This is a genomic window from Streptomyces sp. NPDC005784, assembly GCF_042871525.1.
In the GTDB taxonomy this organism is placed as follows: Bacteria; Actinomycetota; Actinomycetes; order Streptomycetales; family Streptomycetaceae; genus Streptomyces.
The window spans coordinates 110128-134162 of the sequence record NZ_JBIAIQ010000024.1 but is presented as its reverse complement, the minus strand read 5'-3'; the positions used below and the strand labels follow the sequence as shown (position 1 = coordinate 134162).

The window sequence follows — 24035 nt, the reverse complement described above, 5'->3', positions numbered from 1 at the left end:
CGTCACCTGTCACCCGTCACCGAGCAACCGCACCAGCTCGATCCGTGACCGGATCCCCAACCGCGTGAACACGCCGCGCAGATGGTGGTCGATGGTCCTCGGACTCAGCGCGAGCCGAGCGGCGATCTCCCGGTTCGTCGCGCCTTCGGCGGCCATGCGGGCCACCATCAACTGCTGTGCGGTGAGCCGGGCCGCGAGATCCTCGGCACCCCGCGCCGGTACCGCGGACTCGCCGAGGACGCGGAGTTCGGCCCGAGCCTGGGCGGCCCACTGCGGCGACCCGAAGTGCTCGAACGCCTCAAGGGCGCTGTGCAGCCGGTCCCGCGCCTGCGTACGCTGCCGCAGCCGCCGCAGCGCTCCGCCGAACAGCAGTTCCGTGCGGGCGCGTTCGAAGTCCCGGGTGCCCGAGGCGTGCAGGTCGAGGGCGGTGCGGTAGTGATCGACGGCCTCGGCACCGCCCGCGAGGAGAGCACGGCTGCGGGCGCTGAGCGCGAGTTCGTCGGGGCTGCGTACGGTCCGCGCCCAGTGGTCGTAGTCGGCGTGGGCCGCCCTGGCCACCCGGGTTTCGCCGGTGCGGGCGGCCGCCTCGACGTACAGCGGGGTCGCCAGGTGCCGGACGGCCCGGTGTCCGTGGCCGGGGCCGAACCCGGCCAGGGCGCGCAGCCGGGCAGCCGCGGCGGCGAAGCGGCCGGCGCCGAGGTCGAGGAGGGCGAGCGCGAACAGGGCCAGCGCGGCGGGCAGGCCGAGTCCGCGCTCCAGGGCGTAGCGGCGGGCGGCCCCGGCACGCTGCCGGCACATGTCCTCGTCGCCGGTGAGGGCGGCGAACATCGCGAGGGCCGCCTGGAGATGACAGGCGGCGTTGTCCTGACCGGTGGCGTACGCCTGGCGCAGTGCGTCGAGGGTGGCGGCCTCGGCGGCGCTGGGCCGTCCGGTCCAGAACTCGGCGTAGGCGCGGAATTCCATCGCCTGGGGCACGGCAACGGTCTCACCCCGGGAGCGGGCCGCGGCGGCGGCGCGGACGGCCGCGGCGGCCGCACCGGTGTGGTCGCCGAGCAGCAGCGCCGCGATGGCGGAGTGGATCAGTGCGGTGGGGTCGCCGCCGGGACCGCAGCGGCCCGCGGCCGCCTTGAGCGCGTCCCGCGCGTCGTCGTAGCGGCCCTCGACGGCGGCGGCGAGCCCGCCGAGTGTGCCGGGCGGCGCGATGCCCAGCCGGTCGGCCACGGCAGCCGCCTCACGACAGCGGCGCAGGTCGCCGGTGTAGATGGCGGCTTCGGTGGCGCGGGCGAGGAAATGCGCGGCGGTGTCACGGTGGGTGGGCACACCCGGGCTCCCCGGGAGCGCTGGACCACCGGGATCCGCGGCGCCGTGGGACCGTGCGCGGGCGCCGGACTCCGTGGTGCCCGGGAGGTTCGCCTGCACGCCGGCCGACGCGTCCGCGCGGCCCGCGTGCAGCACCGCGGCGGTCAGCAGGGCGTCGAAGGCGTCGGTCGCGTTCCCCGCGCGGAGCGCGAGCAGACCGCTCAGTCCGTCGTCGTCGGTGGACACGACCAGACGACTGGCCCGGTCGCCGTCGCCGGAGCGCCAGGCGTCGGCGGCTGCTCGGGCGGGCAGTCGGGTGCGCTCGCCCGGTTCGGGCGCGAGCGCCGCGGCGCGTTCGGCGAGGGTGCAGGCCAGGGTGTGTTCGCCCACCCGGCGCGCCGTGCTCGCGGCCGCCGTCAGTTCCGCGGCGAGCCGTCTGCTGGGGCCGAGCGCCGCGGCGCCCCGGTGCCAGGAGCGCCTCGGTGACTCGCCCTCGCCGCGCAGCACCCGGGCGAGCAGCCGATGGACCGCGCGGTGCTCCGTCGTGGACGCGGTCTCGTAGGCCGCGATCCGCGTCCACGGGTCACGGAAGACGACCCCACCGGCGGTGGCGTGGGCGAGTCCGGCCGCTTCGGCGGCGTCGATGGGCCGGGTGTCCAGCCGGGCCGCCGTCACGGCACGCAGAAAGGTTTGCGTGTCGACGGGGTACTGGTCGGCCGCCGCCAGGAGCAGGAGAAAACGGGTGCTGTCCGGCAGGCCCCGGATTTCCTGGCGGTACACCCGCAGCAGGACGGGAGGCTGCACCGGAAGCGGCTCCAGACCGGCCAGCTGACGCTCGGTCAGCACCGAGGCGAGTTCCCGGGCCACGCGCCGGTCGCCGTGCGCGGCCCGCAGAACGCGTACGCGCACGCCCTCGGACAGCGAGGGACCGAGGTCTCGTTCCGACCATGAGGCGCCGAGGCCGGGTTCGGACCGTGGAGGGTCCGACTCGGCCTGCCGACAGCCGTGTTCGGGTGGAGCCGTCTGGTGTTCTCGCTGTACGGGGTCGAGTCGCCGCCACAGGTGCGGGGGCTGCGGTGGCGAAGTGTGCGGGAGAGGCGGGGGGTTCACCGAAGTCACCACACGCATGACGTTACCGGCGGGTTAACTGGCAAGTAAAGACCGGCGATTTCACTGATGCGGCGCGCGTAGACCCGGGCTGACACTCCTGCCACCCCCACCCCTTTCAGGAGGCACCATGCAGCCTGTCCTGCGCCGCGCCGTCACATGTGTCTCAGCCGTGGCCGCGACGCTTCTTCTGTCGCTCTCCCTCTCCGCGGCACCCGCTCAGGCGGCCACCCACAATCCCGTGCTCTTCGTGCACGGGCTCAGCAGTTCGGCGAGCAGCTGGGACGAGTGGATCACCGACTTCAAGGCGGACGGATACTCCTCCTCCGAGCTGTTCGCGTGGTCGTACGACTGGAAACAGTCGAACGTGACCACGGCGCAGCAACTGGCCACCGAGGTCAAGAGCGTGCTCGCGCAGACGGGCGCCTCGAAGGTCGACCTGGTCGTCCACTCCATGGGTGCGATGAACTCGCGGTACTACCTCAAGAACCTCGGCGGAACGGCGTACGTCGACGACTTCGTCTCCGTCGCCGGGGTGAACCACGGGACGAGTGTCGCCTCGTGGTGCACCTGGCTGTATACGTCATGCACCGAGATGTACACCGGCAGCTCGTTCCTGACGTTCTCTGAACTCCGGTGACGAGACACCGGGCAGCGTGACGTACGCCACCTACTGGTCGAACTGCGACGAGGCGCTGAATCCGGACAGCACAGCGCTGCTGTCCGGTGCCACGAATGTCGGTGTCGGCTGCATCTCGCACACCGACATGAACAACGATTACGGCGTCTACACACAGGTGCGCAACTTCATCGCCTGACGCGCGGCGCGTGCGGCGGACGTCCCGGGGGGACAATCTCGGTAAGCCCTGTCCCCCCGGGAGGTCCGTCATGCCGTTCATGCCGCTCCGGTCGGCCGGCTCGGGCAAGGTCTCTCCGGAGGCCGTGCACCATCCGGTGTTCGCCCGCTACTACGCCCGCTTCAGCGTGGGCGCGGAGACCCGCATGGGAATGGGCCGGGTGCGCGAACGGCTGCTCACCGGGCTGTCCGGGCGAGTCATCGAGATCGGCGCGGGGAACGGCCTGAACTTCGCCCACTACCCGGGCACCGTCTCGGAGGTCGTCGCCATCGAACCCGAGCGGCTGCTCCGGCAGTTGGCGTTGGAGGCGGCGCTGCGCTGCGAGGTGCCCGTCGATGTGGCGCCGGGTGCCGCGGAGGCCCTGCCGGTCAAGAGCGAGGCGTACGACGCCGCCGTGCTCTCGCTGGTGCTGTGCAGCGTGCGGGACGTGCCGAGGGCGCTCGCCGAGGTACGGCGGGTGCTGCGCCCCGGCGGCACCGTGCGGTTCTTCGAGCACGGCAGGGGTGGCGGACGGGTGATGGGGTCCGTCCAGCGGGGTCTGGACGCCACGGTGTGGCCGCGGCTGTGCGGCGGCTGTCACGTGGCCCGCGACCCGATCGCCGCACTGCGTGAGGCGGGGTTCGAACTGGGCCCGTACCGGCGCCTGTTGATGCCCGAGAAGGGACCCCGCCTGCCCACGTCGTACTGCGTCCTGGGCACGGCCCGCCGACCGCTCGGCTAGGACATGCCCGGTCGATCACCGGAGCTGCTTCACAGGCTCCAGCGGCGCAGCTCGTGCGCGATGTCGTGCACCGTGGCCTCGCCGTTCTTCACCAGACGGGCCAGCTCCCGCACCTGTTCGGGTGAGGTGACGACCTTCAGGCCGCTGGCGACGAGATAGGCGTACGCGACGGCAGAGGCGAACATCGCGTTGGAGCGTTCGAGCGCCGGGACGTGCAGCAGGAGCTGGAGCAGCGCGGCGGCGCGGGCGTGCGGGCTGTCGTAGACGGGAATGCCGAAGATCTCCGCCTCGTGCCGGCTGACGGCGGCGACGAGGGCTCCCCAGTCGGTGACCTGGGGATCTCCGGGCGTCTTCTGTTCGGCGATCATGAGGAGCCAGGCAAGATCGACTCTGAGACTGCTCAAGGGATCAACGACGACCTTCGCGGGTGCCTTCACGGTCCGCGCCGAACTCCTCGGCGAACACGGACTCGTACTGCTTCATGAAATCCGCGGCGGCCTCCACGAAGGCGTGGCCCACTTCCCCGGTGTCCTGCCGGACCAGTTCCTCGATGTAGCGGTTCACGCTCATCCCCCGTTCCAGGGCTCGCTCCCGGGCGGCTCGCGCCGTGCCTTCGTCCACCCGGACGTTCAGCTGAGTCTTCGCCATCCTTCGAAGCTAGCGCGATATCGCTAGCACAGGCAAGAGGGCCTGACCCAGAGGTGGAGAACCGCGGTGGAGATTGCCCCTTACATCGATATCAGGGGCCCACCCTGGGACGGAGACCGCGCGGGACCTAGGGGGGATACCGAGTGTGCCTCCGATCACACTACGCTCGGGCCGGACGAGGAGTCCCGACATCCATCACAGAGGAGGCGGTCTTGTCCACAGCTGCTGCGGAGCACGTTCCCGGCCGCGCGGAGGGGGACGGGATCGCCGCCCGCGCCCGCGGCCTGACCAAGGCGTACGGTTCCGGCGAGACCACGGTGCTGGCCCTCGACTCGGTCGACGTGGACATCGCGCGCGGCCGGTTCACCGCCGTCATGGGTCCCTCGGGCTCCGGGAAGTCCACCCTCATGCACTGCCTGGCGGGCCTCGACACCGTCTCGGCCGGCCAGGTCTGGCTGGGCGACACCGAGATCACCGGGCTGAAGGACCGCGAACTGACCCGGCTGCGACGGGACCGGATCGGCTTCATGTTCCAGTCCTTCAATCTGATCCCCACACTGAACGCGGCGGAGAACATCACGCTGCCGATGGACATCGCGGGCCAGAAGCCCGACCAGAAGTGGCTGGACCAGGTCATCGACACGCTCGGACTGCGTGACCGGCTGAAGCACCGTCCCGCCCAGCTCTCCGGGGGACAGCAGCAGCGCGTCGCCTGTGCGCGGGCGCTCGCCTCCCGGCCCGAGCTGATCTTCGCGGACGAGCCGACCGGCAACCTCGACTCCCGCGCGGGCCTCGAAGTCCTGGGCTTCCTGCGCGAGGCGGTCGACGAGCTGGGCCAGACCGTCGTCATGGTCACCCACGATCCCGGCGCGGCCGCCCACTCCGACCTGGTGCTCTTCCTCGCGGACGGGCGGATCGTGGACGAGATGGAGCACCCCTCGGCCGACGCCGTGCTGGAGCGGATGAAGCGCTTCGACACGACCCGGGTGACCTTCGACGGCGGGCGCGGCGAGCCCGGTGAAGCGACGCCCGACGGCGCCTCCGGAGCCACGGCCCCTGCCCAAGCCGACTCCGGTACCACGGCCCGCGCTGACGGCGCGGGTGACACGGCTCCCGTCGGCGCCGTCGGCGACACGGCCCACGGCAGCTCGGGCGACGCCGCTCCCGGCAGCGGCTCCGGTGACGTAACCCCCGACAAGGACTGAGGCGGTCGTGCTCAAGGCGACACTGCGAAGCTTTCTCGCGCACAAAGGCCGGTTGCTGCTCTCGGCGCTGGCCATCGTGCTGTCCGTGGCCTTCGTCGCGGGCAGTCTCATCTTCTCGGACACGGTGACCCGCACCTTCGACCGGCTCTTCGCCTCCACCGCGGCCGATGTGACCGTGGAGCCGAAGAACGACCTGAAGTCGCAACTGCCGACCGGCGCCACCGAGACGGTGCCGGCCTCCCTCGCGGACCGGCTCGCCAAGGTCGACGGAGTCGCCGCCACCCATGTGGACGCGTCGGTGGAGAACGCCCCCGTCGTCGACAGCGCGAACAAGTCGGTCGGACCGACGACGGGCGCTCCCACCATCGTCACCAACTGGCAGATCACCGAGCGCAGTCCGGTGAAGCTGACCTCCGGTCACGAGCCGCACGGCAGCGGCGAGGCACTGCTCGACGCGGACACCGCCGACAAGAGGCACCTCGGCATCGGTGACACCCTGACGGTGCAGGCGCAGCCCGGCTCGTTCAAGGCGCGGATCGTCGGGATCGCCACCTTCACCACCACCAACCCCGGTGCCGCGCTGATCTTCCTCGACACCCCGACCGCGCAGTCCAAGCTGCTCGGCCGCTCCGACGTCGCCACGAGCATCTCCGTGGACGCCGCGCCGGGTGTCGACGACGCCGTGCTCAAGCGGCGCGTCTCCGCCGAACTCGGCACCGGCACCGGCACCGGCACCTACGATGTGAAGACCGCGGAGGAGCAGGCGAAGTCGGCCGCCGCCCAGCTCGGCGGATTCCTCGACGTCATCAAGTACGTGATGCTCGGCTTCGCCGGGATCGCGGTGCTCGTCGGGATATTCCTCATCGTCAACACCTTCTCCATGCTGATCGCCCAGCGCACCCGGGAACTCGGGCTGCTGCGGGCGCTCGGCGCCGACCGCCGTCAGGTGCGCCGGTCGGTGCTCACCGAGGCGCTGCTCCTCGGCCTGGTCGGTTCGACCCTCGGCCTGGCGGCGGGCATCGGGCTGGCGGTCGGGCTGATCAAGCTGATGACCGCGTTCGGCATGAACCTCAAGTCCACGGAGATGGTGATCGGTTGGCCGACACCCGTCGCGGCGTACGTCGTCGGGGTCGGCGTCACCTACGTCGCGGCCTATCTCCCGGCCAGACGCGCGGCGGGCGTCTCCCCCATGGCGGCCCTGTCGGACGCCGAAGTCGCGGGCGTGGGAAGGCCGTTGCGGGTACGGGCCGTGGTGGGCGGGGTCGTCGGTGCGGCCGGGGCCGCGGCTCTCGCGGGATGCGCGGCCTCGACGAAGACCTCGACCGCGGCCTCCCTGCTGGGACTCGGTGTCGTCCTGACCTTGATCGCCACGGTGATCGCGGGACCGCTGCTCGTCCGGCCGGTGATCCGCGTCCTCGGAGGCGCGTTCCCGGCGCTCTTCGGACCGGTGGGCCGGATGAGTCAGCGCAACGCGCTGCGCAATCCACGGCGCACGGGCGCCACCGCGGCCGCGCTCATGGTGGGACTCGCCCTGGTCGGCGGGATGTCCGTGGCCAGCGCGTCCATGAGCAAGTCGTTCGACCAGCAGATCGAGAAAACCCTCGGCGCCGACTTCGTGCTCCAGAACGCCAACTTCGTGCCGTTCTCGCGCGAGGTCACGGACAAGGTGCGCGCCACCGACGGGGTCGGGCTCGTCGTCCGTCAGCGGTTCACCCCGGTCGCGGTCCGGCTGCCCGACGGCAAGCGGGTCGAGACGACCGCCGCGGCCTACGATCCGCGGCTCGACGACGTCGCTCACATCACCTACGCGCGGGGCGACACCGCGGCGGCGCTCGGAGACGGACGCATCGCCATGGACGCGAAGTTCGCCGAGGACCACGACGTGCGGGTCGGCAGCACGATTCCCGTCGAGTTCCCCGCCGGCCGCAGGACCGAACTGACGGTGGGCGCGCTCACCGACCAGGCCGGCAGCGGCGGGTTCGGCATGCAGGGCGGACTCTTCTTCGGTTTCGGCACGATCGAGAAGTACGTGCCCGGCGGGCAGGACTCGTCGCTGTACGTGAACGCGGCCCCGGGCACCGCCCCGGACCGGCTGCGCCCCCGTCTGGAGAAGACCCTCGACCCGTATCCGCAGGTACAGGTCCGTGACCAGGCCGACTACAAGAAACTGGTCCACGACCAGATCGCCGTGCTGCTCTACCTGGTGTACGCGCTGCTCGGGCTCGCGATCGTCATCGCGGTGCTCGGCGTGGTCAACACGCTCGCCCTGTCGGTCGTGGAGCGCACCCGCGAGATCGGACTGCTGCGCGCCATCGGTCTCGGCCGGCGTCAGCTGCGCAGGATGATCCGCCTGGAGTCCGTGGTGATCGCCGTCTTCGGCGCGGTCCTCGGCCTGGCGCTGGGGATCGTCTGGGGTGTCTGTGTCCAGCAGGTGCTCGCGCTGCAGGGCATGAAGGCGCTCGCGATTCCCTGGACGACGATCGTCGCGGTCGTGGTCGGCTCGGCCCTCGTCGGTATCGTCGCGGCGCTGCTTCCGGCGCTGCGCGCCTCGCGGATGAATGTGCTCGCGGCCATCGCGCACGAGTGACCACGGGCTCGCCCCGGTCCGCCGGGACCGGGGCGAGGTCCAACCAGGCAGGTCCGGGGCACGGTTCGACCGGCAGGTCCGGGGCACGGTCCAACCAGGCATGTCCGGGGCACGGTGTGCCGACAGGTCCGGGGGCACGGTGCGCCGGCAGGTCCGGGAGCAAGTCACCCAGGGAAAGGGATGGTTCATGTCACGCCCGTTCCGTTTCGGCGTCAGCCTGATCGAACCGGCGCCCGCCACCGAGTGGGCTGCCAGGTGCCGCCGCGCCGAGGAACTCGGCTACGACGTGATCACCGTGGCGGACCATCTGGGCATGCCCGCCCCGTTCCCCTCGCTGGTCGCCGCCGCCGGGGCGACCGAGCGGCCCCGGCTCGGCACGTTCGTGCTCAACGCGGGCTTCTGGAACCCCGCGCTGCTGGCCCGTGAAGTGGCCACCACGGACGCGCTGACGGGCGGCCGCCTCGAACTCGGCCTCGGCACCGGGTACGTACCGGCGGAGCACGAGACGGCGGGCCTGCCCTGGGGCACCCCGCGCGAGCGCGTCGACCATCTGCTGCGCACGGTCGAGGAGTTGGAGCGGCTCCGCGGCTCGGACGAACTCGCCCGCGTCACGCCGCGGCCGGGCGGGGCGACTCCCGGACAGGGGACCGGCGGGCTGCCGCGGGTGCCGTTGCTGATCGGCGCCAACGGCGACCGGATGCTGCGGATCGCCGCGGAGCACGCGGACATCGCGGCGTTCACGGGCGCGCGCACCCGGCCGAACGGTGCTCTGGAACCGGTCACGGCCACCGAACTCGACGGACGCGTCGCGCTGTACCGGCAGGCGGCCGCCGCGCGCGCGGAGCCTGCCGAGCTCAACCTGCTGATCCAGATCGTCGCCGTCACCGACGACCGCCGTGCCGCGATCCGGCCGTGGCTGCCCCGGATCCCGAGTCTGACCGAGCGGCAGGTCCTGGAGCTGCCCATCGTCCTGGTGGGCACCGTGGAGCAGATCGTCGAACAGGTGCGGGCCCGGCGCGAGCGGTACGGATTCTCGTATCTGACGGTGCTGGAGCCGAACCTGGAGGTCTTCGCTCCCGTGGTCCGCGAACTGCGCGGCCGGTGACCGTCCGCATGGCGGAAATGCCGTTCCGGCGCCCGGCCGGCGTGATGGGATCGGAGCATGACCGACTTGCGCATACGGGCCGCACTGCCCGAGGACCTCGACGCCGTGCTCGCCTTCTGGAAGGTGGCCGCCGAGGGTACGAGCATCAGTGACGACCGGGACGGCGTGGAGCGACTGGTCGCCCGTGACCCCGGGGCGCTGCTGCTGGCGGAGCGGGCCGGGGAGCTGGTCGGCACGGTGATCGCCGGATTCGACGGCTGGCGCTGCCATCTGTACCGGCTGGCGGTCCATCCCGGGCGCCGCCGCCTCGGTATCGGCTCGGCGCTGCTCGCCGCCGCGGAAGAGCGTTTCGTACGGCTCGGAGGGCGGCGCGGGGACGCCATGGTGCTGGAGCGGAACGAGACCGCCCACCATGCGTGGCGAGCCGCCGGGTATGCGCCCGAGGAGCGCTGGCGGCGCTGGGTGAAGCCGCTCGCCGACTAGCCAGGACTCCGGACGCCGGCAGGCGGCAGGGGCCACCGAGGAGGCCACTTTGCCGATCCTTTACCCTTGTTGGACAATCGTTCCTTCGACGAAAGGTGTGAGCGTCCGCCCATGGGCGAGCCTCCCAGTACCCGGAGCCGTGATCCGCACGGTGACCGCGGACATCGCGCGATCCCCCCGCCGCTGGCCGATCATGGGACGGAGGTGACCCGATGACCGAAGTGTTCCTCCTGCTGGTGGCGGTTCTGCTGTCGCTGGCCTGCGGCGGCTTCGTGGCGGCGGAGTTCTCGCTGACCACGGTCGAACGCAGCGAGCTGGAGCGTGCCGTGGAGCGAGGCGAGCGGGGTGCCTCCGGCGCCCTCAAGGCCGTACGGAACCTCACCTTCCAGCTCTCCGGCGCCCAGCTCGGCATCACCGTGACGAACCTGGTCGTCGGCATGCTCTCCGAGGCGTCGATCGCCAAGCTCATCGCGGGTCCCCTGGAGTCGATCGGCGTCCCGCCCTCGGCCTCGAACTCGGTGGCCCTGATCATCGGCACGGCGCTCTCGACGCTCTTCCTGATGGTCGTCGGCGAGCTGGTGCCCAAGAACTGGGCGATCTCCTCACCGCTGGCCGTGGCCAAGCGGGTGGCGACGCCGCAGGGCTGGTTCAGCGCCGCGTTCCGCCCGTTCATCGCCCACCTCAACAACACGGCGAACCACGTCGTACGCCGTTTCGGCGTCGAACCCGCCGAGGAGCTGGCCTCCGCCCGCGGACCCCAGGAACTGGTGGCGCTCGCCCGGCACTCGGCCAAGGAGGGCGCGCTGGAGGCGGACACCGCCGAGCTGTTCGTACGCACCCTGAACCTCGCCGACCTGACCTCGGAGAACGTGATGACACCGCGCGTCCAGGTCATCGCGCTGGATGTCCAGGCCACCTGCGAGGACGTGGCGAACGCGACCCGGGCGACCGGCCTGTCCCGCTTCCCCGTCTACCAGGAAACCCTCGACGACGTCGTCGGCGTCGCGCACATCAAGGACGTACTGACCGTGCACGCCGCGAGCCGGACGCAGACGCCCGTCTCGCAGATCATGCGCGAGCCTCTGCTCGTACCGGAGTCGCTGACCGTCGACCGGCTGCTGGACCGTCTCGCCGGCAAGCGCACGATGGCCGTGGTCATCGACGAGTACGGCGGCACGGCGGGGGTCGCCACGCTTGAGGACATCGTCGAGGAGGTCGTCGGCGAGGTACGCGACGAGCACGACCCGCACGAGACGCCCGACCTCGCCCCGGTCGGCACGGACGACGAGGGCCGGGCGCTGTACTCGGCCGACGGATCCGCCCGTACCGACCAGCTCGCCCGGGTCGGACTGCGGGTGCCCGACGGGCCGTACGAGACGCTGGCCGGTTTCGTCGCGGCCGAGCTCGGCCGCATCCCCGCCGAGGGAGACACCGTCGAGGTCGCCGGGTGGCGGCTGGACGTGGTGGACGCCTCGGGACGGCGGGCCGCACGCGTGCTGCTGCACACACCGCACGACGCCGGGGAGGGCACGCCGTGACCGTCGTACAACTGCTGATCGGGCTCGCGACACTCGTCGTGAACGGCTTCTTCGTGGGTGCCGAGTTCGGGCTGATCTCGGTGCGCCGCAGCCAGATCGAACCGCACGCCGAGCGCGGCGACCGGCGGGCACGGAGCGTGCTCTGGGGCCTCGAACACGTCTCGGCGCTGCTCGCGACCGCGCAGCTCGGCATCACACTGTGCACCCTGGTGCTCGGCATCGTGGCCGAGCCCGCGATCGCGCACCTGCTGGAGCCGGTGTTCCACGCGCTGGGCGTCCCCTCCGGTGCGGGCCACGCGGTCTCCTTCGTCATCGCGCTCACCCTGGCGACATATCTGCACATGCTGCTGGGCGAGATGGTGCCGAAGAACGTCGCTCTCGCGGAACCCGTGCGGACGGCGCTGACGCTCGGACCGCCGCTGGTCGCGCTGTCCCGCGCGCTGCGCCCGGTGATCTTCACGGTCAACGCCCTCGCCAACGGGCTGCTGAAGCTGTTGCGGGTCGAGACGAAGGACGAGGTCGTGGCGACCTTCTCCGACGACGAACTGGCCAGGCTCGTCCAGGACTCCAGTGCGGCGGGGCTCATCGACCATCGCGCCCAGGAGCGCCTGCACGACGCCCTCGAGCTGGGCCGCCGTCCCGTGCACGACGTCGTGCTCCCGGTGGAACGCGTCGTCTACGCGCGCGTGGGCGTCACTCCGGACGAGCTGGAGCGGTTGTCGGCCGAGTCGGGCTTCTCCCGCTTCCCGGTCGTCGACGAGGGGCGCCGCATCGTCGGCTATCTGCACGTAAAGGACGCGCTGGACGCGACCCCGCGCGAGGTGCCGTTCCGCGTCGAGGACATGCGGCCCATCGCCCGTGTCCGGGAGAGCACTCCCCTGGACGACGTCCTGACGGCGATGCGTCGCAGTCGTACGCATCTCGCGGCGGTCATGGGCAGCGACGGACGGCTCACGGGGCTGGTGACGATGGAGGACGTCCTGAGGGAACTGTTCGGGCAGCCGGTGTAGGAGAGCCGCGGGAATCGTACGAGCCGTAGCAGTCGTACGAGCCGCAGGAATCGTGCGTGCCGTAGGAGCTGTACGAGCCGTAGGAGCCCACCGGTCGGCCGGTCCGGCCGACCGGTGGGACAGCCCGACCGACCGATGAGTATGTGTTCGGGTTACCATCTTTCCCGCCATGCAGAAGAATGCCACCTACACCAGCCTCGTCGCGGTCGGCGACTCCTTCACCGAGGGCATGTCGGACCTGTTGCCCGACGGCTCGTACCGCGGATGGGCCGACCTCCTCGCGGGCCGGATGGCGGCCCGGACGCCCGGTTTCCGCTACGCCAACCTCGCCGTGCGCGGCAAGTTGATCGGGCAGATCGTCGCCGAACAGGTGGACGTGGCCGCCGCCATGCGGCCCGACGTGATCACGTTGGTGGGCGGCCTCAACGACACCCTGCGGCCCAAGGTCGACATGGGGCGGGTCCGCGGTCTCCTGGAGGAGGCCGTGGAGCGACTCGCCCCCGCCTGCGAGCGGCTCGTCCTGATGCGCAGCCCCGGCCGCAACGGTCCCGTGCTCGAACGGTTCCGCCCCCGCATGGAGGAGCTGTTCACCGTCGTCGACGATCTCGCCAAGCGGCACGACGCGCTGGTGGTCGACCTCTACGGGGCGCCCTCACTCGCCGACCCGCGGGTGTGGGACGTAGACCGGCTGCACCTGTCCGCCGAGGGGCACCGCCGGGTCGCGGAGGCCGTGTGGCAGACCCTCGGATACGAAGCCGAGGATCCGGAGTGGCACACCCCGCTGGCGCCCACGGCGCCGCCCGGCTGGGTCGCCCGCCGCACCGCCGACGCCCGCTTCGCCCAGCAGCATCTGCTGCCGTGGATAGGACGACGGCTGACGGGGCGCTCGTCCGGCGACGGACTTCCGGCGAAACGGCCGGAGCTGCTTCCCTACGAGGGTCCTGTCGCGGGCGGCCATGGCGGCTGAGCCGTGCTCACCGAGGCGACCGCGTGAGCCGCGGGCCGCGTGCGGTGGAGCCCGAACGGGGCGACCGCGAGGGCTGAAGGGAGCGCCGATCGGGCGGCTTCCGCCGTGCCCCTCTCTCGAGAGTGACACGGCGGTCCATGCTCCGCATGAAGGAGGACGCTACCGGTTCACCCCTCGGCCGCCACAGGGCGCACGGGGGGCGCTCGACAGCGCGGGAGTGCCGTTGATGCGCTCACCCACGCGCCCCGGAACTACGGCCGGGCCCGGCGCAATACGCCGAGCCCAGCCGACGGCCCCTCCAGCTTTGCGGAGCATGGAGAGGAGCCGTCTCGCCACCCTGGAGGGGATGGCAAGTAACAGGCCAGCCAGCGAACCCAGCTGGAATCAACATCAAAGCACTCATGCGTGGGCCTGAGAAGTACGCCCCTGAGCACTGCCCAATGAACTTCCTGACGCCTGTCCGTGGGCGTGGCCGGGGGAAAGGCGCGTGCGTACCTTTTGGCACCGACACGCCATCGGTGGACGGATCAGGGCCTATGTGCCCCATCGGCACCCTTGTGTCGAGCTGGCGGGAGGGTGGGAAACCAGCCATGTCGGGCGCCCGCGCCTACTACTGAGCAGGGTTGTTCTGCGCCAGGTGCAGTACAGGGACCGGGAACACCCGTGGACGCGTGGCCTTGGTTCGCCTCGTGCAGAGGTGAGGGTCGCCACGGGTGAGAAACAGCCAGCGGAAGCGGTGGCCCCCGGTAGCGATCACGCACTGTCCCCGGCCATTCCGGCGGAGGGGAGGGGGGTGGCCGTCAGCGGGCCGTGCGCCATGACGATCGAAGCGAGCGGATAGGGTGGACCGTCCGTGCCGCGCAGGATCAGCAGGGGCATCCCGCGCTCGTCCTGTCGCCGGCCGAGGCACAGCCAGATGCGGTCGGTCCGGTCGACCTGCCCCATCCCGAGATCGTAGATCCGTCCCCAGAGGTAGAAGGGGTCGGCGGCCGCGTCGCTCGCTTCCTGGAGGAGTTCGGGGACGCCGTGCGCGGTGAGGTGGACGGCGACTCCGTCCAGGGTTCCCGCGGCCACCTGGGCATGCCCGGCCGTCCTGGTCCGGACGTTGCGAGGAGCTCCGATCGCGTCGAGCCAGTACTCCCAGTCGGCCAGAGAGGTGGCCTTGATGGCCACCGTGACCCGCTCGCCGTCCGCCGTGATCTGCATGGCTTCCAGGCGCGCGAGGTGGTCCGACTGCAGGCCCGCGGCGACGGACACCGCTCGGGCGGAGGCGCTGCCCCATCCGACGGCGCGCGTCCGCGCGGCGGCCGGCCGCACCCGCGGAACCTGGCCCTCGACGCGTTTCGGCACCGACGCCGGCCCGTAGTCCGCCAAGGACCGGCCGGCACCGCGGCCGGCGAGGTGCAGCACGATCGCCCCGCGTGCGGCGGGCACGAGCGGTGAGGACTCGGCGGCGGGGTCGTGCTGCGGTTCGGCGTCGTCGCCGCCGAGATCCGGCCCCTTGCGGTTCGGCGTCGACGCGGGAGCATGATCGCGCCGGGGTTCGGGGCCCTCGCCACCGAGGGCCGGCCCCGTGCGGTTCGGCCCGGACGCGGGCGCGCGATCGTGCCGGGGCTCGGATTCCTCGGCGCCGAGGGCGGGACCCTCGCGGTTCGGCGTGTGCGCGGGCGCACGCTCGTGCTGCGGCTCGGTGTCGCCGCCGGGGATCAGCCCCTTGCGGTTCAGCGCGGTGGCGATCCTCATCGCGACCTCGCTCGGGTAGCCGCAGTCCTCGACGATCGTGTCGACGGCCGCGTGGTAGGCCTCCGGGCAGTTCTGCCAGGCCTCGACCTGTGTCCGCAGCCGTTCGAGAACCCCGGCCCCGCCCACTTCCACCAGGCGTCCCTGCGCCTCCAGTTCGGCGACGAACTCCCGGGCGAACGTGCCGAGTTGCTCGGCGAGGTCCGCTTCGACGGCGGTACGGATCTCGGGCACGGTGGTCATGCCGCCACCCCCAGGTACTCGCTGCGCAGCTTGGCCAGAGCCCTGAACTGAAGCGTCTTCACCGCACCTTCGGACCGTTCCATCTGACGCGCCGTCTCCAGCACCGAGAGCTCCATGAGGAACCGGCGCGTGAGGACTTCGCGTTGTGGCGGCCGCAATTGCTCCAGGGCCTGGAGCAGCAACTCCTCGTCAAGATTGATCAGTACGGTGTCCTCGGTGCTGACAGTGAGGTCTTCGTCGAAGCCGAGCATGTCCTCGACGACGAACTCGCGACGCTGCGCGCTCTTGCAATGGTCGATGACCTTGTTCCGGGCGATGGTGATCAGCCACCCGACGAAGCCGATGCCGCGATAGGTGAAAGTGCCGCGTTTCATCCAGGCGTTGAGGAAGGTCTCGCCGGTGATGTCCTCGGCGACCTGCCGATTGCGTACGCGGCGCTGTACGTAAGCCAGCACCGCGGGGTGATGCAGAGCGTAGAGCTCCCCGAACGCGTCCCGGTCACCCGCGAGTACACGGGCGATAAGGGCCGGTTCTCTAGTGTCGAACCGCGGTGTGGCGGCGTTAGCCTCGGCGATCAAGGCCTACTCCGTTCATGAGTGGATGAACTGTGGTGGGCAGGTGCTGCGACGGTCCGCTCCAGCCATGGCCGGGCTCGGGCGCCGGATGACCGGGTCGTCGCGTCCGAAGGGTTTCGAGGTGCCCCCCGCAGATGCCTCGCAGCTCCGGAGCGTGGTCGAGCTGATGCCGAGGCGGTGCAAATAGGGTCCCCTCAAAGGGACTTGCATACGTGCGACTAACTCACAGTCATGCAACATATGCAACTTGCGTACACGTACGCAAGTTGCTTCGCCGGTATGACGACGAGACTTTTTGTGGGGAACTGGAGTGCGAACCGTCCCCCTTGGCCTGCCACGACACCCAAACGCCTGTTGACCTGCGAAGATGCACGCATGCAAGTCGCGTGCAAGTTGCATACGTGCGCGCTACTCTCCGGGCATGCGGAGCATGGAAGAGTCCCCCCACGAGTCCCGCGGTGAGCGACAAGCTCTCGCAAGGAGGGTTGGCGAGTACCTGACGAACGCTGCGACAGCGGCCGGGTACGACGTCCGCCCACGAGCCGGTGGCCGGGCTCAGCTGGCCATCTCGATTGGAGTGAGCCTGACGACGATCAGCAGAACGCTGGAAGGAAAGACCCTCCCCCTCCCCTCGCAACTGACCACATGGGCGTCAGTACTTGGCCTCGACCAGCGAGAGATGTTGGTCAACAGCGGGATGCTTCCGCCGGAACACGGGCCTCAGCCTGCGGTTCGGAGGGTAGCCTCAGCAACACTCACCCCGGAGGAGGCAATGGACGCATGGGGAATCACTGATCTCAGAATCCGCACAATGCTCAGCGGGAACATCGTCCAAGCTATCGAGCTCCAGAAGGATCTCGACGCCGACGACAACCGGGGGGCCACTGCAAGGGGGTAACGAAACGTGGCGTACAGACTGGCATTCGCGTCCGCCGCCAGCTGCACAGCCGGCTGGACATTCGTGGGCGAGGGCGTCTGGCACCATACATGGGAGTTTGCGGCAGTCGGAGTCGGCCTGTTAACCGTGGGAGCGACCGGGGTCCTAGCGGCCCTGCTCCGCCACACGATCAACCAGGTCGACGTCCGCACACGGCATGATCTCAGCGTCCTGGCGGAGCACCGCAGACGTCTCGAGCTGGACATGCACAAGCGCGAGCTGGAGCTTTCCCAGCGAGAGAAAGCCATGGCCCGCAGGGCCACCATCACAGCCATCAGACTCGGCAGTCATGCCAGAGCCCTCGACGAGGCGCGGAACGCGAACACGGCACTGCGCGCCAAGAACTCCCAGCTCACGCAGGAGATCGAGGAAGTCAACGACGAGCGCAACCAGCTGATCACGGCGGAGCTCACTCTCGCCCACGACCGGTTCACTTCGAAGACATACGGGGGTCTGCGCGCTGTAGTCGGCAGCGAGCAGTCCCACCCCGATCCCCACGCGCAAGCGGGCTACGGAAGCCGCCCCCCGCGTTCGGGATCGTGAGAACGGTCCTGAGAAAACGGTCCACCAAAACATCTCCCCTCTACATACGATGAACAACTCCCTTCTACTCAAAGGAAGTTGAGCTTCTTTTCGCCGGGACCACCGGCGGACGGCAGGAGCGACGACGTGGTCCGTGGTGCGCACCGAAGGCGGCACCTCGCCCCGTCCCCGCACCTCTCACGCACACCCCGGTCCGCCGGGGGGTGCCGCTCCGCCCCGACCTGCGCATCCTGGACGTAACAGGACCCGCGCCGGACAGCCGGTATGCTCCATACACGTGACTGCCGCGCCTGCAAAGCCCCGTATCCCCAACGTTCTCGCCGGACGCTACGCCTCCGCCGAGCTCGCCACGCTCTGGTCCCCCGAGCAGAAGGTCAAGCTGGAGCGTCAGCTCTGGCTCGCCGTGCTGCGGGCCCAGAAGGACCTGGGGATCGAGGTGCCGGACGCCGCCATCGCCGACTACGAGCGCGTCCTCGACCAGGTCGACCTCGCCTCCATCGCCGAGCGCGAGAAGGTCACCCGGCACGACGTGAAGGCTCGGATCGAGGAGTTCAACGACCTCGCCGGGCACGAGCACGTACACAAGGGCATGACGTCCCGCGACCTCACCGAGAACGTCGAGCAGCTCCAGATCCGGCTCTCCCTGGAGCTGATGCGCGACCGTACGGTGGCGGTCCTCGCCCGGCTGGCCAGGCTCGCCGGCGAGTACGCCGAGCTGGTCATGGCCGGCCGCTCGCACAACGTGGCCGCACAGGCCACCACCCTGGGCAAGCGCTTCGCGACCGCCGCCGACGAGCTGCTCGTCGCGTACGGCCGCCTCGAGGAGCTGCTCGAGCGCTACCCGCTGCGCGGCATCAAGGGCCCGGTCGGCACGGCGCAGGACATGCTCGACCTGCTGGGCGGGGACGCGGCCAAGCTCGCGGACCTGGAGCAGCGGATCGCCGGGCACCTCGGCTTCTCGCGGGCCTTCACCTCCGTCGGCCAGGTCTACCCGCGCTCCCTGGACTACGACGTCGTGACCGCGCTGGTGCAGCTGGCGGCCGCGCCCTCCTCGACGGCGAAGACCATCCGGCTGATGGCCGGGCTCGAGCTGGTCACCGAGGGCTTCAAGCCCGGCCAGGTCGGCTCTTCCGCGATGCCGCACAAGATGAACACCCGCTCCTGCGAGCGCGTCAACGGCCTGATGGTCATCCTGCGCGGCTACGCGTCGATGACGGGCGAGCTGGCCGGCGACCAGTGGAACGAGGGCGACGTGTCGTGCTCGGTCGTCCGCCGGGTCGCGCTGCCGGACGCCTTCTTCGCACTGGACGGTCTGCTGGAGACCTTCCTGACCGTCCTCGACGAGTTCGGCGCCTTCCCGGCCGTCGTCGCCCGCGAGCTGGACCGCTACCTGCCGTTCCTCGCGACGACCAAGGTCCTGATGGGCGCGGTCCGCGCGGGTGTCGGCCGCGAGGTCGCCCACGAGGCCATCAAGGAGAACGCCGTCGCCTCCGCCCTCGCCATGCGCGAGCAGGGTGCCGAGCGCAACGAGCTGCTCGACAAGCTCGCCGCGGACGAGCGGATCCCGCTGGACCGCGCGCAGCTCGACGAGCTGATGGCCGACAAGCTGTCCTTCACGGGCGCCGCCGCCGACCAGGTCGCCGTCGTCGTCGGCCGGGTCGAGGAGATCGTGAAGCAGCACCCGGAGGCGGCCGGCTACACGCCCGGGGCGATCCTCTGACCCGGCTCACCCAAGCGGACCTGGAGGCCGCCCGCGACCGGCTCGTGCCGGATGTCGTCGCGGACGGTCTCTCGGTGCTTTTCTGCGGCATCAATCCGGGCCTGATGACGGCGGCCACCGGCCATCACTTCGCCCGGCCCGGCAACCGGTTCTGGCCGGTACTGCATCTCTCCGGGTTCACTCCACGGCTCATGAAGCCGTCCGAGCAGGACGAGTTGCTCTCCTACGGACTCGGCATCACCAACGTGGTGGCGCGGGCGACGGCCCGCGCCGACGAGCTGAGTGCCGAGGAGTACCGCGAGGGCGGGCGGCTGCTCGGCGACAAGGTGGAGCGGCTGCGCCCGAGGTGGCTGGCGGTGGTGGGGGTGACCGCGTACCGAGCGGCGTTCGACGACCGCCGGGCCCGCATCGGCGCGCAGGAGCGGGTGATCGGGGCGAGCCGGGTGTGGGTACTGCCCAACCCCAGTGGGCTCAACGCGCATTGGACCGCGGCGACGATGGCCGAGGAGTTCGGCCGTCTGCGGGCGGCGGCGCAGGCTCCCTGAGTCAGGGCGGGTCTATCTCCGTGATCACCGCGAGCAGCCTGAACTCCTGGCCCTCGCCCAGTCGGGAGACGCCGAGAACGACCCAGCGGCCGGTGCCGTCCACCTGCCACACTTGCGCGTTCCTCATGTGCGAACCGAGGGAGGCCCAGGGCTCCGGTATCCGCTCGTCGCCCTGCTGGGCACGGAGGAACACGCCGTCGAGACTCATCCAGCCAGGTTCCCCCCAACGATCGGTGAGCCGCTGCGCGAGCGCTTCCCTGTGTGCCTCGTACTGCTCCGCCTCCTCCCGCTCGCTGTGCCACCCTCCTGCCGAACCTGTGCTCCGCTCTAACTCGACGACATGGAACCCGGGCCCCCCGGGACCGCCGTACGACCCGGCGAACGGCCCGCTGTGCTCCGCGGGAAAGTCCTCGGAGCACAGCCGGTCGATCACGGCGAGATGCTGCGCGATGGTCATGACGTCCAGTAAAGCGGCCGCCACTGACAATTGGTGAGGTGTCAGGAGGCCAGTGCGGTCAGGCGTCCCGGCGCCGGACGCACCACGCGCCCGCGCCCAGTGCCGCGGCGGTCCACAGAGCGGTCACCGCGAGCCCGCTCCAGGGGCCCAGAGCGCCGTCGGCCGTCTCGTACAGGACCGTCTGCCCCGCCTTGTCCGGCAGGAAGTCCGCCACGCTCCCCGATGCTCCTCCGACGACGAAGGACACGATCAGGAGGAAGGGGATCAGGATGCTCAGCGTGGCGACCCCGCTGCGCAGGACGGCTGCCAGGCCGGCCGCGAACAGCGCCATCAGGGCCAGGTAGATCCCGCAGCCGACCACTCCCCGGAGTTCTTCCGCCCCGGTCAGCCCGTTCGCCCGGGAACCGAGCACGGACGTCCCCACGATCAGACTGGCCACTCCCGTGACCAGCCCGACGACCAGGGCCGGTCCGCCGATCGCCACCGTCTTCGCCAGGAACCAGCGACCCCGGTCGGGAACCGCGGACAGCGAGACACGCAGGGCACCGCCCTGGTACTCGGCCGAGACCGCCTGAGCTCCGAAGGTGATGGCCGCGATCTGACCGAAACTGACACCGAAGAAGGTCCAGAAGAGCGGGTCGAAGTCCCCCTCACCGGAGTCGTCGAGTCCGGCGAGTGCCGAGAACGCCACCGTGGCCGCGAGGACGGCGAGCAGGCCCCAGACGAGCGAGCGCAGCGTTCGGATCTTGATCCACTCCGCGCGGAGTGCGGGTGCGAAGAACATGGTCAGGCCTCCTGGGGCTGCGTCGGGGCGGCGGCGAACTCGGTCTCGGTGGCTGTCAGATCCAGGTAGGCCTGCTCCAACGTGGCTTCCTCCGCGGCGAGTTCGAGGATCGGGAGACCGGCGGCCGAGGTGAGGCGCCCGATGTCCTCCAGCCGCGCATCGAGGGCGGTCCAGCGGCCGTCCTCGCCCTCGACGCCCTCGATGCCGTGCTCCGCGAACAGGCGCGCCAACCCGCCGCTGTCCGTGCTGCGTACCCGGACACGAGGCTGCACGCGTGCGTGGATGAACTCGCGCATGGGCATGTCGGCGAGAAGGCTGCCGCGGCCGAGGACGACGAGCTGGTCGGCGAAGGACGCGGTCTCGTTCATGAGGTGGCTGGAGACGAGGACGGTGCGCCCCTCCCGTGCCAGGCGGCGCAGCAGCTCCCGGATCCAGATGATCCCTTCCGGATCGAGCCCGTTCGACGGTTCGTCCAGGAGCACCACGGGCGGGTCGCCGAGGAGCGCGGCCGCGATTCCCAGCCGCTGACGCATGCCCAGGGAGTACGTCTTCACCCGGCGCCGGGCCACCGGGGCGAGCCCCGTCTCCTCCAGCACCTCGTCCACCCGGCGTTCGGGGATGCGGTTGGTGGCGGCCAGAGCCCGCAGATGGTCCCGGGCGGTCCGCGATCCGTGCGCGGCGCCGGCGTCGAGCAGGGCGCCCACCGTCCGGAGCGGCTCGTCGAGGCCGGCGTAGGCGCGGCCCCCGATGGTGGCGGTGCCGGACGTGGGCCGGTCCAGGCCCAGCACGAGCCGCATGGTGGTGGACTTCCCGGCGCCGTTCGGGCCGAGGAATCCGGTGACGCGGCCCGGGAGAACACTGAAGGTCAGGCGGTCCACGGCGCGCTTGCTGCCGTACTCCTTGGTCAGGTCTTGGACGTCGATGCTGGTCATGGACCCAGCGTGGCCGCGGCCGACCGGTCCGCGCCTCCCCCACGGGTGGCGGCCCGCTCCCCCGCCCGGGGGAGGTCCGTTGTCAGTGCCGACTGGCACGATGACGCGATGGCCCGCTTTCTGCGCCCGCTGCTGTGGGGGACGACGTACACGCGTTTGCTGCACCTGTGGGTGCCGATGCTGTTCGTCAGCGTGTGGCTGTTCATCGACAGTACGAGGCCGTGGGTGCCCGCGCTGATGCTCATTCCGCTGGGGCTGATCCCGGCCGTGCGACGGGGCGAGGGCGTGCAGGCACGGTTCATGCTGGCGCCGGGCGAGCGAAGTGGCGAGGACACGGCGTTCTCGGTCGCTCCTTCGGCCGGCCGACGGGACCGGTGGCGGACCGTGCTCTGGCTGGAAGCGCGCATGTTGCTGAGCGTGGCGACCTCCATGGTCACCGTCTGGCTGCCCATGTTCGCCGTCGATCTCACCAGGGCGGCCCTTGGCTACTGGCCGTCCAACGACCCCGTGGTGAGGCTCCTGGACCCGCACTGGAGCTGCGCGCTGCTCGTCCCGCTGCCCCTGCTCGTCCTGTACGGCGCGGTGGTCGGCCTCGGCGAGCTGACCACCGCGCTGGCGCGGCGGCTCCTCGGTCCCTCCGCCACCGAGCGGCTCGCCGCCTTGGAGGAGCGCACCGAACAACTCCTGGAGCGCAACCGCATCGCCCGTGAGCTCCACGACTCCATCGGACACGCGCTCACGGTCGCGGTGGTGCAGGCCGGCGCCGCGCGGGCGGCCGGCGACCCGGCTTTCACCGGCCGCGCCCTGGTCGCGATCGAGGAGACCGGACGGGCCGCGTTGGAGGACCTGGAGCGGGTGCTGGGAGTGCTGCGCGAGGCGCAGCGTCCCGTGAGCAGCCGTCCTACGCTGACCGACGCCGACCGGCTGCTGGAGTCGGCGCGCATATCGGGAGCCAAGGTGGACGCCGAGGTGACGGGCCCGCTCGAGACCGTGCCCGGTCCGGTGTCCAGAGAGGGCTACCGCATCCTCCAGGAGTCGCTCACCAATGTGCTGCGGCACGCCGGGAGCGTCCCGGTGCGGATCCGTATCGAGGTCAGGGACGGCGCGCTCGCCCTGGAGGTGCGCAATCCGCTGCCGGACGGCATAACGGGGCCCGGAAGAGGCAGCGGCCTGCGCGGCATACGGGAGCGGGCCGCGCTGCTCGGCGGCAGCGCCCGGACGGGCCCGCACCAGGGTGACTGGCAGGTGCATGCAGAGCTGCCGTTGAGTTGATCTAGGCTGGCCGGATGCCGGTCACCGTTCTCCTCGTCGACGACGAACCCCTGGTGCGCGCGGGGCTGCGCGCCGTTCTGGAGGCGCAGCCCGACATCGAGGTCGTCGGTGAGGCGGCCGACGGTGCCGCGGTGATCCCGCTGGTCCGGCAGTTGCGGCCGGATGTGGTCGCCATGGACGTCCGGATGCCCCTGATGGACGGTATCGAGGCCACCCGCGCGGTGCTGCGGACCGTCACCGATCCGCCGAAGATCCTCGTCGTGACGACGTTCGAGAACGACGAGTACGTCTACGAGGCGCTGCGCGCGGGTGCCGACGGATTTCTCCTCAAGCGGGCGCGGCCGGCGGAGATCGTGCACGCGGTACGTCTGGTGGCCGAGGGCGAGTCCCTGCTGTTCCCCGCCTCCGTACGGCAGTTGGCGGCCGAATACGGGGAGAGCGGGGGAATCCGGCGGCGCGTGCGGCCATGGAGCGGGCCGCGCTGACCGAGCGCGAGGCGGACGTGCTGCGGCTGATGACCCGGGGGATGTCGAACGCCGAGATCGCCACGCGGCTGATCGTCGGGACGGAGACGGTCAAGTCGCATGTCAGCGCCGTACTGGCGAAGCTGGGGGCCCGGGACCGTACCCAGGCGGTCATCGCGGCCTACGAGTCGGGGTTCGTGGCACCGGGCTGACAGCGATCCGTGGGAGGGAAAGGGTCCCCGGCCCTCGCCGGGGTTCCCCGCGACGAGTACGATCCGGCCAACACGCGTACAAGC

At 70.9% G+C, this 24035-nt stretch carries 21 protein-coding genes and 2 pseudogenes; 15 read left to right on the top strand and 8 right to left on the bottom strand.

Going from position 1 to position 24035, the window contains the following annotated elements:
• Positions 1–9: 9 nt before the first annotated feature.
• Positions 10–2208 carry a LuxR C-terminal-related transcriptional regulator gene (locus tag ACFYR3_RS30780; RefSeq protein ID WP_389285249.1) on the bottom strand — a complete coding sequence of 733 codons (2199 nt, stop codon included), beginning with the start codon at positions 2206–2208 and terminating at the stop codon, positions 10–12.
• A 328-nt stretch (positions 2209–2536) separates the two neighbouring features.
• On the opposite strand from ACFYR3_RS30780, the pseudogene ACFYR3_RS30775 reads away from it, so the two are divergent.
• Positions 2537–3224, top strand: a pseudogene (locus ACFYR3_RS30775) (esterase/lipase family protein).
• Positions 3225–3303: 79 nt separating this feature from the next.
• Positions 3304–3984 carry a class I SAM-dependent methyltransferase gene (locus ACFYR3_RS30770; protein WP_355839289.1) on the top strand — a complete coding sequence of 227 codons (681 nt, stop codon included), beginning with the start codon at positions 3304–3306 and terminating at the stop codon, positions 3982–3984.
• Positions 3985–4013: 29 nt separating this feature from the next.
• Here the strand turns inward: ACFYR3_RS30770 and ACFYR3_RS30765 are convergent, their stop codons facing one another.
• A complete protein-coding gene (locus ACFYR3_RS30765) occupies positions 4014–4388 on the bottom strand; it encodes a fic family toxin-antitoxin system, toxin component (RefSeq protein ID WP_355838583.1) in 375 nt (124 codons plus the stop codon).
• Positions 4389–4392: 4 nt separating this feature from the next.
• Positions 4393–4632: a toxin-antitoxin system HicB family antitoxin gene (locus tag ACFYR3_RS30760; RefSeq protein ID WP_355838580.1), complete on the bottom strand. Its 240-nt coding sequence runs from the start codon at positions 4630–4632 to the stop codon at positions 4393–4395.
• 212 nt (positions 4633–4844) lie between these two features.
• Between ACFYR3_RS30760 and ACFYR3_RS30755 the strand changes: the two genes are divergently transcribed.
• The 7 genes from ACFYR3_RS30755 to ACFYR3_RS30725 all read left to right on the top strand — a co-directional run bounded on the left by ACFYR3_RS30755 (position 4845) and on the right by ACFYR3_RS30725 (position 13527).
• Positions 4845–5837, top strand: coding sequence for an ABC transporter ATP-binding protein (locus tag ACFYR3_RS30755; RefSeq protein WP_355838578.1), 993 nt, complete (start codon positions 4845–4847; stop codon positions 5835–5837).
• A 7-nt stretch (positions 5838–5844) separates the two neighbouring features.
• A complete protein-coding gene (locus ACFYR3_RS30750; protein ID WP_389285248.1) occupies positions 5845–8424 on the top strand; it encodes an ABC transporter permease in 2580 nt (859 codons plus the stop codon).
• A gap of 187 nt (positions 8425–8611) precedes the next feature.
• Positions 8612–9529 carry a TIGR03621 family F420-dependent LLM class oxidoreductase gene (locus tag ACFYR3_RS30745; RefSeq protein WP_355838572.1) on the top strand — a complete coding sequence of 306 codons (918 nt, stop codon included), beginning with the start codon at positions 8612–8614 and terminating at the stop codon, positions 9527–9529.
• Positions 9530–9586: 57 nt separating this feature from the next.
• Complete coding sequence (locus tag ACFYR3_RS30740) at positions 9587–10012, top strand: GNAT family N-acetyltransferase (RefSeq protein ID WP_389285247.1); 426 nt, start codon at positions 9587–9589, stop codon at positions 10010–10012.
• A gap of 212 nt (positions 10013–10224) precedes the next feature.
• Positions 10225–11550, top strand: coding sequence for a hemolysin family protein (locus ACFYR3_RS30735; RefSeq protein WP_355838566.1), 1326 nt, complete (start codon positions 10225–10227; stop codon positions 11548–11550).
• Positions 11547–12560 (top strand): hemolysin family protein, encoded by a 1014-nt coding sequence (locus ACFYR3_RS30730; RefSeq protein WP_355838563.1) that lies wholly within the window; start codon positions 11547–11549, stop codon positions 12558–12560. Before ACFYR3_RS30735 ends, ACFYR3_RS30730 begins: the two co-directional genes overlap by 4 nt.
• A gap of 169 nt (positions 12561–12729) precedes the next feature.
• Positions 12730–13527, top strand: coding sequence for an SGNH/GDSL hydrolase family protein (locus tag ACFYR3_RS30725; protein WP_355838560.1), 798 nt, complete (start codon positions 12730–12732; stop codon positions 13525–13527).
• Between the two features lie 753 nt (positions 13528–14280).
• On the opposite strand, the gene ACFYR3_RS30720 is transcribed toward ACFYR3_RS30725, so the two are convergent.
• A complete protein-coding gene (locus tag ACFYR3_RS30720; RefSeq protein ID WP_355838557.1) occupies positions 14281–15510 on the bottom strand; it encodes a BN159_2729 family protein in 1230 nt (409 codons plus the stop codon).
• Positions 15507–16088: a sigma-70 family RNA polymerase sigma factor gene (locus ACFYR3_RS30715; RefSeq protein WP_355838554.1), complete on the bottom strand. Its 582-nt coding sequence runs from the start codon at positions 16086–16088 to the stop codon at positions 15507–15509. The genes ACFYR3_RS30720 and ACFYR3_RS30715 overlap by 4 nt, the downstream gene beginning before the upstream one ends.
• 418 nt (positions 16089–16506) lie before the next feature.
• On the opposite strand from ACFYR3_RS30715, the gene ACFYR3_RS30710 reads away from it, so the two are divergent.
• The 4 genes from ACFYR3_RS30710 to mug all read left to right on the top strand — a co-directional run bounded on the left by ACFYR3_RS30710 (position 16507) and on the right by mug (position 19830).
• Complete coding sequence (locus tag ACFYR3_RS30710; protein ID WP_355838551.1) at positions 16507–16983, top strand: transcriptional regulator; 477 nt, start codon at positions 16507–16509, stop codon at positions 16981–16983.
• Between the two features lie 126 nt (positions 16984–17109).
• Entirely contained in the window at positions 17110–17565 is a 456-nt protein-coding gene (locus ACFYR3_RS30705; protein ID WP_355838548.1) for a hypothetical protein, read from the top strand.
• A gap of 277 nt (positions 17566–17842) precedes the next feature.
• A complete protein-coding gene (gene purB / locus ACFYR3_RS30700; RefSeq protein WP_355838546.1) occupies positions 17843–19285 on the top strand; it encodes an adenylosuccinate lyase in 1443 nt (480 codons plus the stop codon).
• The gene (gene mug, locus ACFYR3_RS30695) at positions 19282–19830 is read left to right on the top strand and encodes a G/U mismatch-specific DNA glycosylase (RefSeq protein ID WP_355839287.1); all 549 of its coding nucleotides are present in this window, start codon (positions 19282–19284) and stop codon (positions 19828–19830) included. The genes purB and mug overlap by 4 nt, the downstream gene beginning before the upstream one ends.
• A 1-nt stretch (position 19831) precedes the next feature.
• Here mug and ACFYR3_RS30690 read toward each other — a convergent pair whose 3' ends face one another.
• Genes ACFYR3_RS30690 through ACFYR3_RS30680 form a run of 3 tightly spaced genes read right to left on the bottom strand, consistent with a single transcriptional unit; the run spans position 19832 to position 22003 of the window.
• Positions 19832–20287: a hypothetical protein gene (locus tag ACFYR3_RS30690; protein WP_389285246.1), complete on the bottom strand. Its 456-nt coding sequence runs from the start codon at positions 20285–20287 to the stop codon at positions 19832–19834.
• A gap of 58 nt (positions 20288–20345) precedes the next feature.
• Positions 20346–21071 carry an ABC transporter permease subunit gene (locus tag ACFYR3_RS30685; RefSeq protein WP_355838540.1) on the bottom strand — a complete coding sequence of 242 codons (726 nt, stop codon included), beginning with the start codon at positions 21069–21071 and terminating at the stop codon, positions 20346–20348.
• A 2-nt stretch (positions 21072–21073) separates the two neighbouring features.
• Entirely contained in the window at positions 21074–22003 is a 930-nt protein-coding gene (locus ACFYR3_RS30680) for an ATP-binding cassette domain-containing protein (protein WP_389285245.1), read from the bottom strand.
• A gap of 108 nt (positions 22004–22111) precedes the next feature.
• Between ACFYR3_RS30680 and ACFYR3_RS30675 the strand changes: the two genes are divergently transcribed.
• Positions 22112–23275: a sensor histidine kinase gene (locus tag ACFYR3_RS30675; protein ID WP_389285244.1), complete on the top strand. Its 1164-nt coding sequence runs from the start codon at positions 22112–22114 to the stop codon at positions 23273–23275.
• Between the two features lie 14 nt (positions 23276–23289).
• A pseudogene (locus ACFYR3_RS30670) lies at positions 23290–23951 on the top strand (response regulator).
• Positions 23952–24035: the final 84 nt, after the last annotated feature.

Excerpts from the sequence above, each read along its gene's own strand:
- ACFYR3_RS30770 (WP_355839289.1), top strand. The coding sequence starts at position 3,304 with ATGCCGCTCCGGTCGGCCGGCTCGGGCAAGGTCTCTCCGGAGGCCGTG.
- ACFYR3_RS30760 (WP_355838580.1), bottom strand. The coding sequence starts at position 4,632 with ATGGCGAAGACTCAGCTGAACGTCCGGGTGGACGAAGGCACGGCGCGA.
- ACFYR3_RS30745 (WP_355838572.1), top strand. The coding sequence starts at position 8,612 with ATGTCACGCCCGTTCCGTTTCGGCGTCAGCCTGATCGAACCGGCGCCC.
- ACFYR3_RS30740 (WP_389285247.1), top strand. The coding sequence starts at position 9,587 with ATGACCGACTTGCGCATACGGGCCGCACTGCCCGAGGACCTCGACGCC.
- ACFYR3_RS30735 (WP_355838566.1), top strand. The coding sequence starts at position 10,225 with ATGACCGAAGTGTTCCTCCTGCTGGTGGCGGTTCTGCTGTCGCTGGCC.
- ACFYR3_RS30725 (WP_355838560.1), top strand. The coding sequence starts at position 12,730 with ATGCAGAAGAATGCCACCTACACCAGCCTCGTCGCGGTCGGCGACTCC.
- ACFYR3_RS30720 (WP_355838557.1), bottom strand. The coding sequence starts at position 15,510 with ATGACCACCGTGCCCGAGATCCGTACCGCCGTCGAAGCGGACCTCGCC.
- ACFYR3_RS30710 (WP_355838551.1), top strand. The coding sequence starts at position 16,507 with ATGCGGAGCATGGAAGAGTCCCCCCACGAGTCCCGCGGTGAGCGACAA.
- ACFYR3_RS30690 (WP_389285246.1), bottom strand. The coding sequence starts at position 20,287 with ATGACCATCGCGCAGCATCTCGCCGTGATCGACCGGCTGTGCTCCGAG.
- ACFYR3_RS30685 (WP_355838540.1), bottom strand. The coding sequence starts at position 21,071 with ATGTTCTTCGCACCCGCACTCCGCGCGGAGTGGATCAAGATCCGAACG.
- ACFYR3_RS30680 (WP_389285245.1), bottom strand. The coding sequence starts at position 22,003 with ATGACCAGCATCGACGTCCAAGACCTGACCAAGGAGTACGGCAGCAAG.
- ACFYR3_RS30675 (WP_389285244.1), top strand. The coding sequence starts at position 22,112 with ATGGCCCGCTTTCTGCGCCCGCTGCTGTGGGGGACGACGTACACGCGT.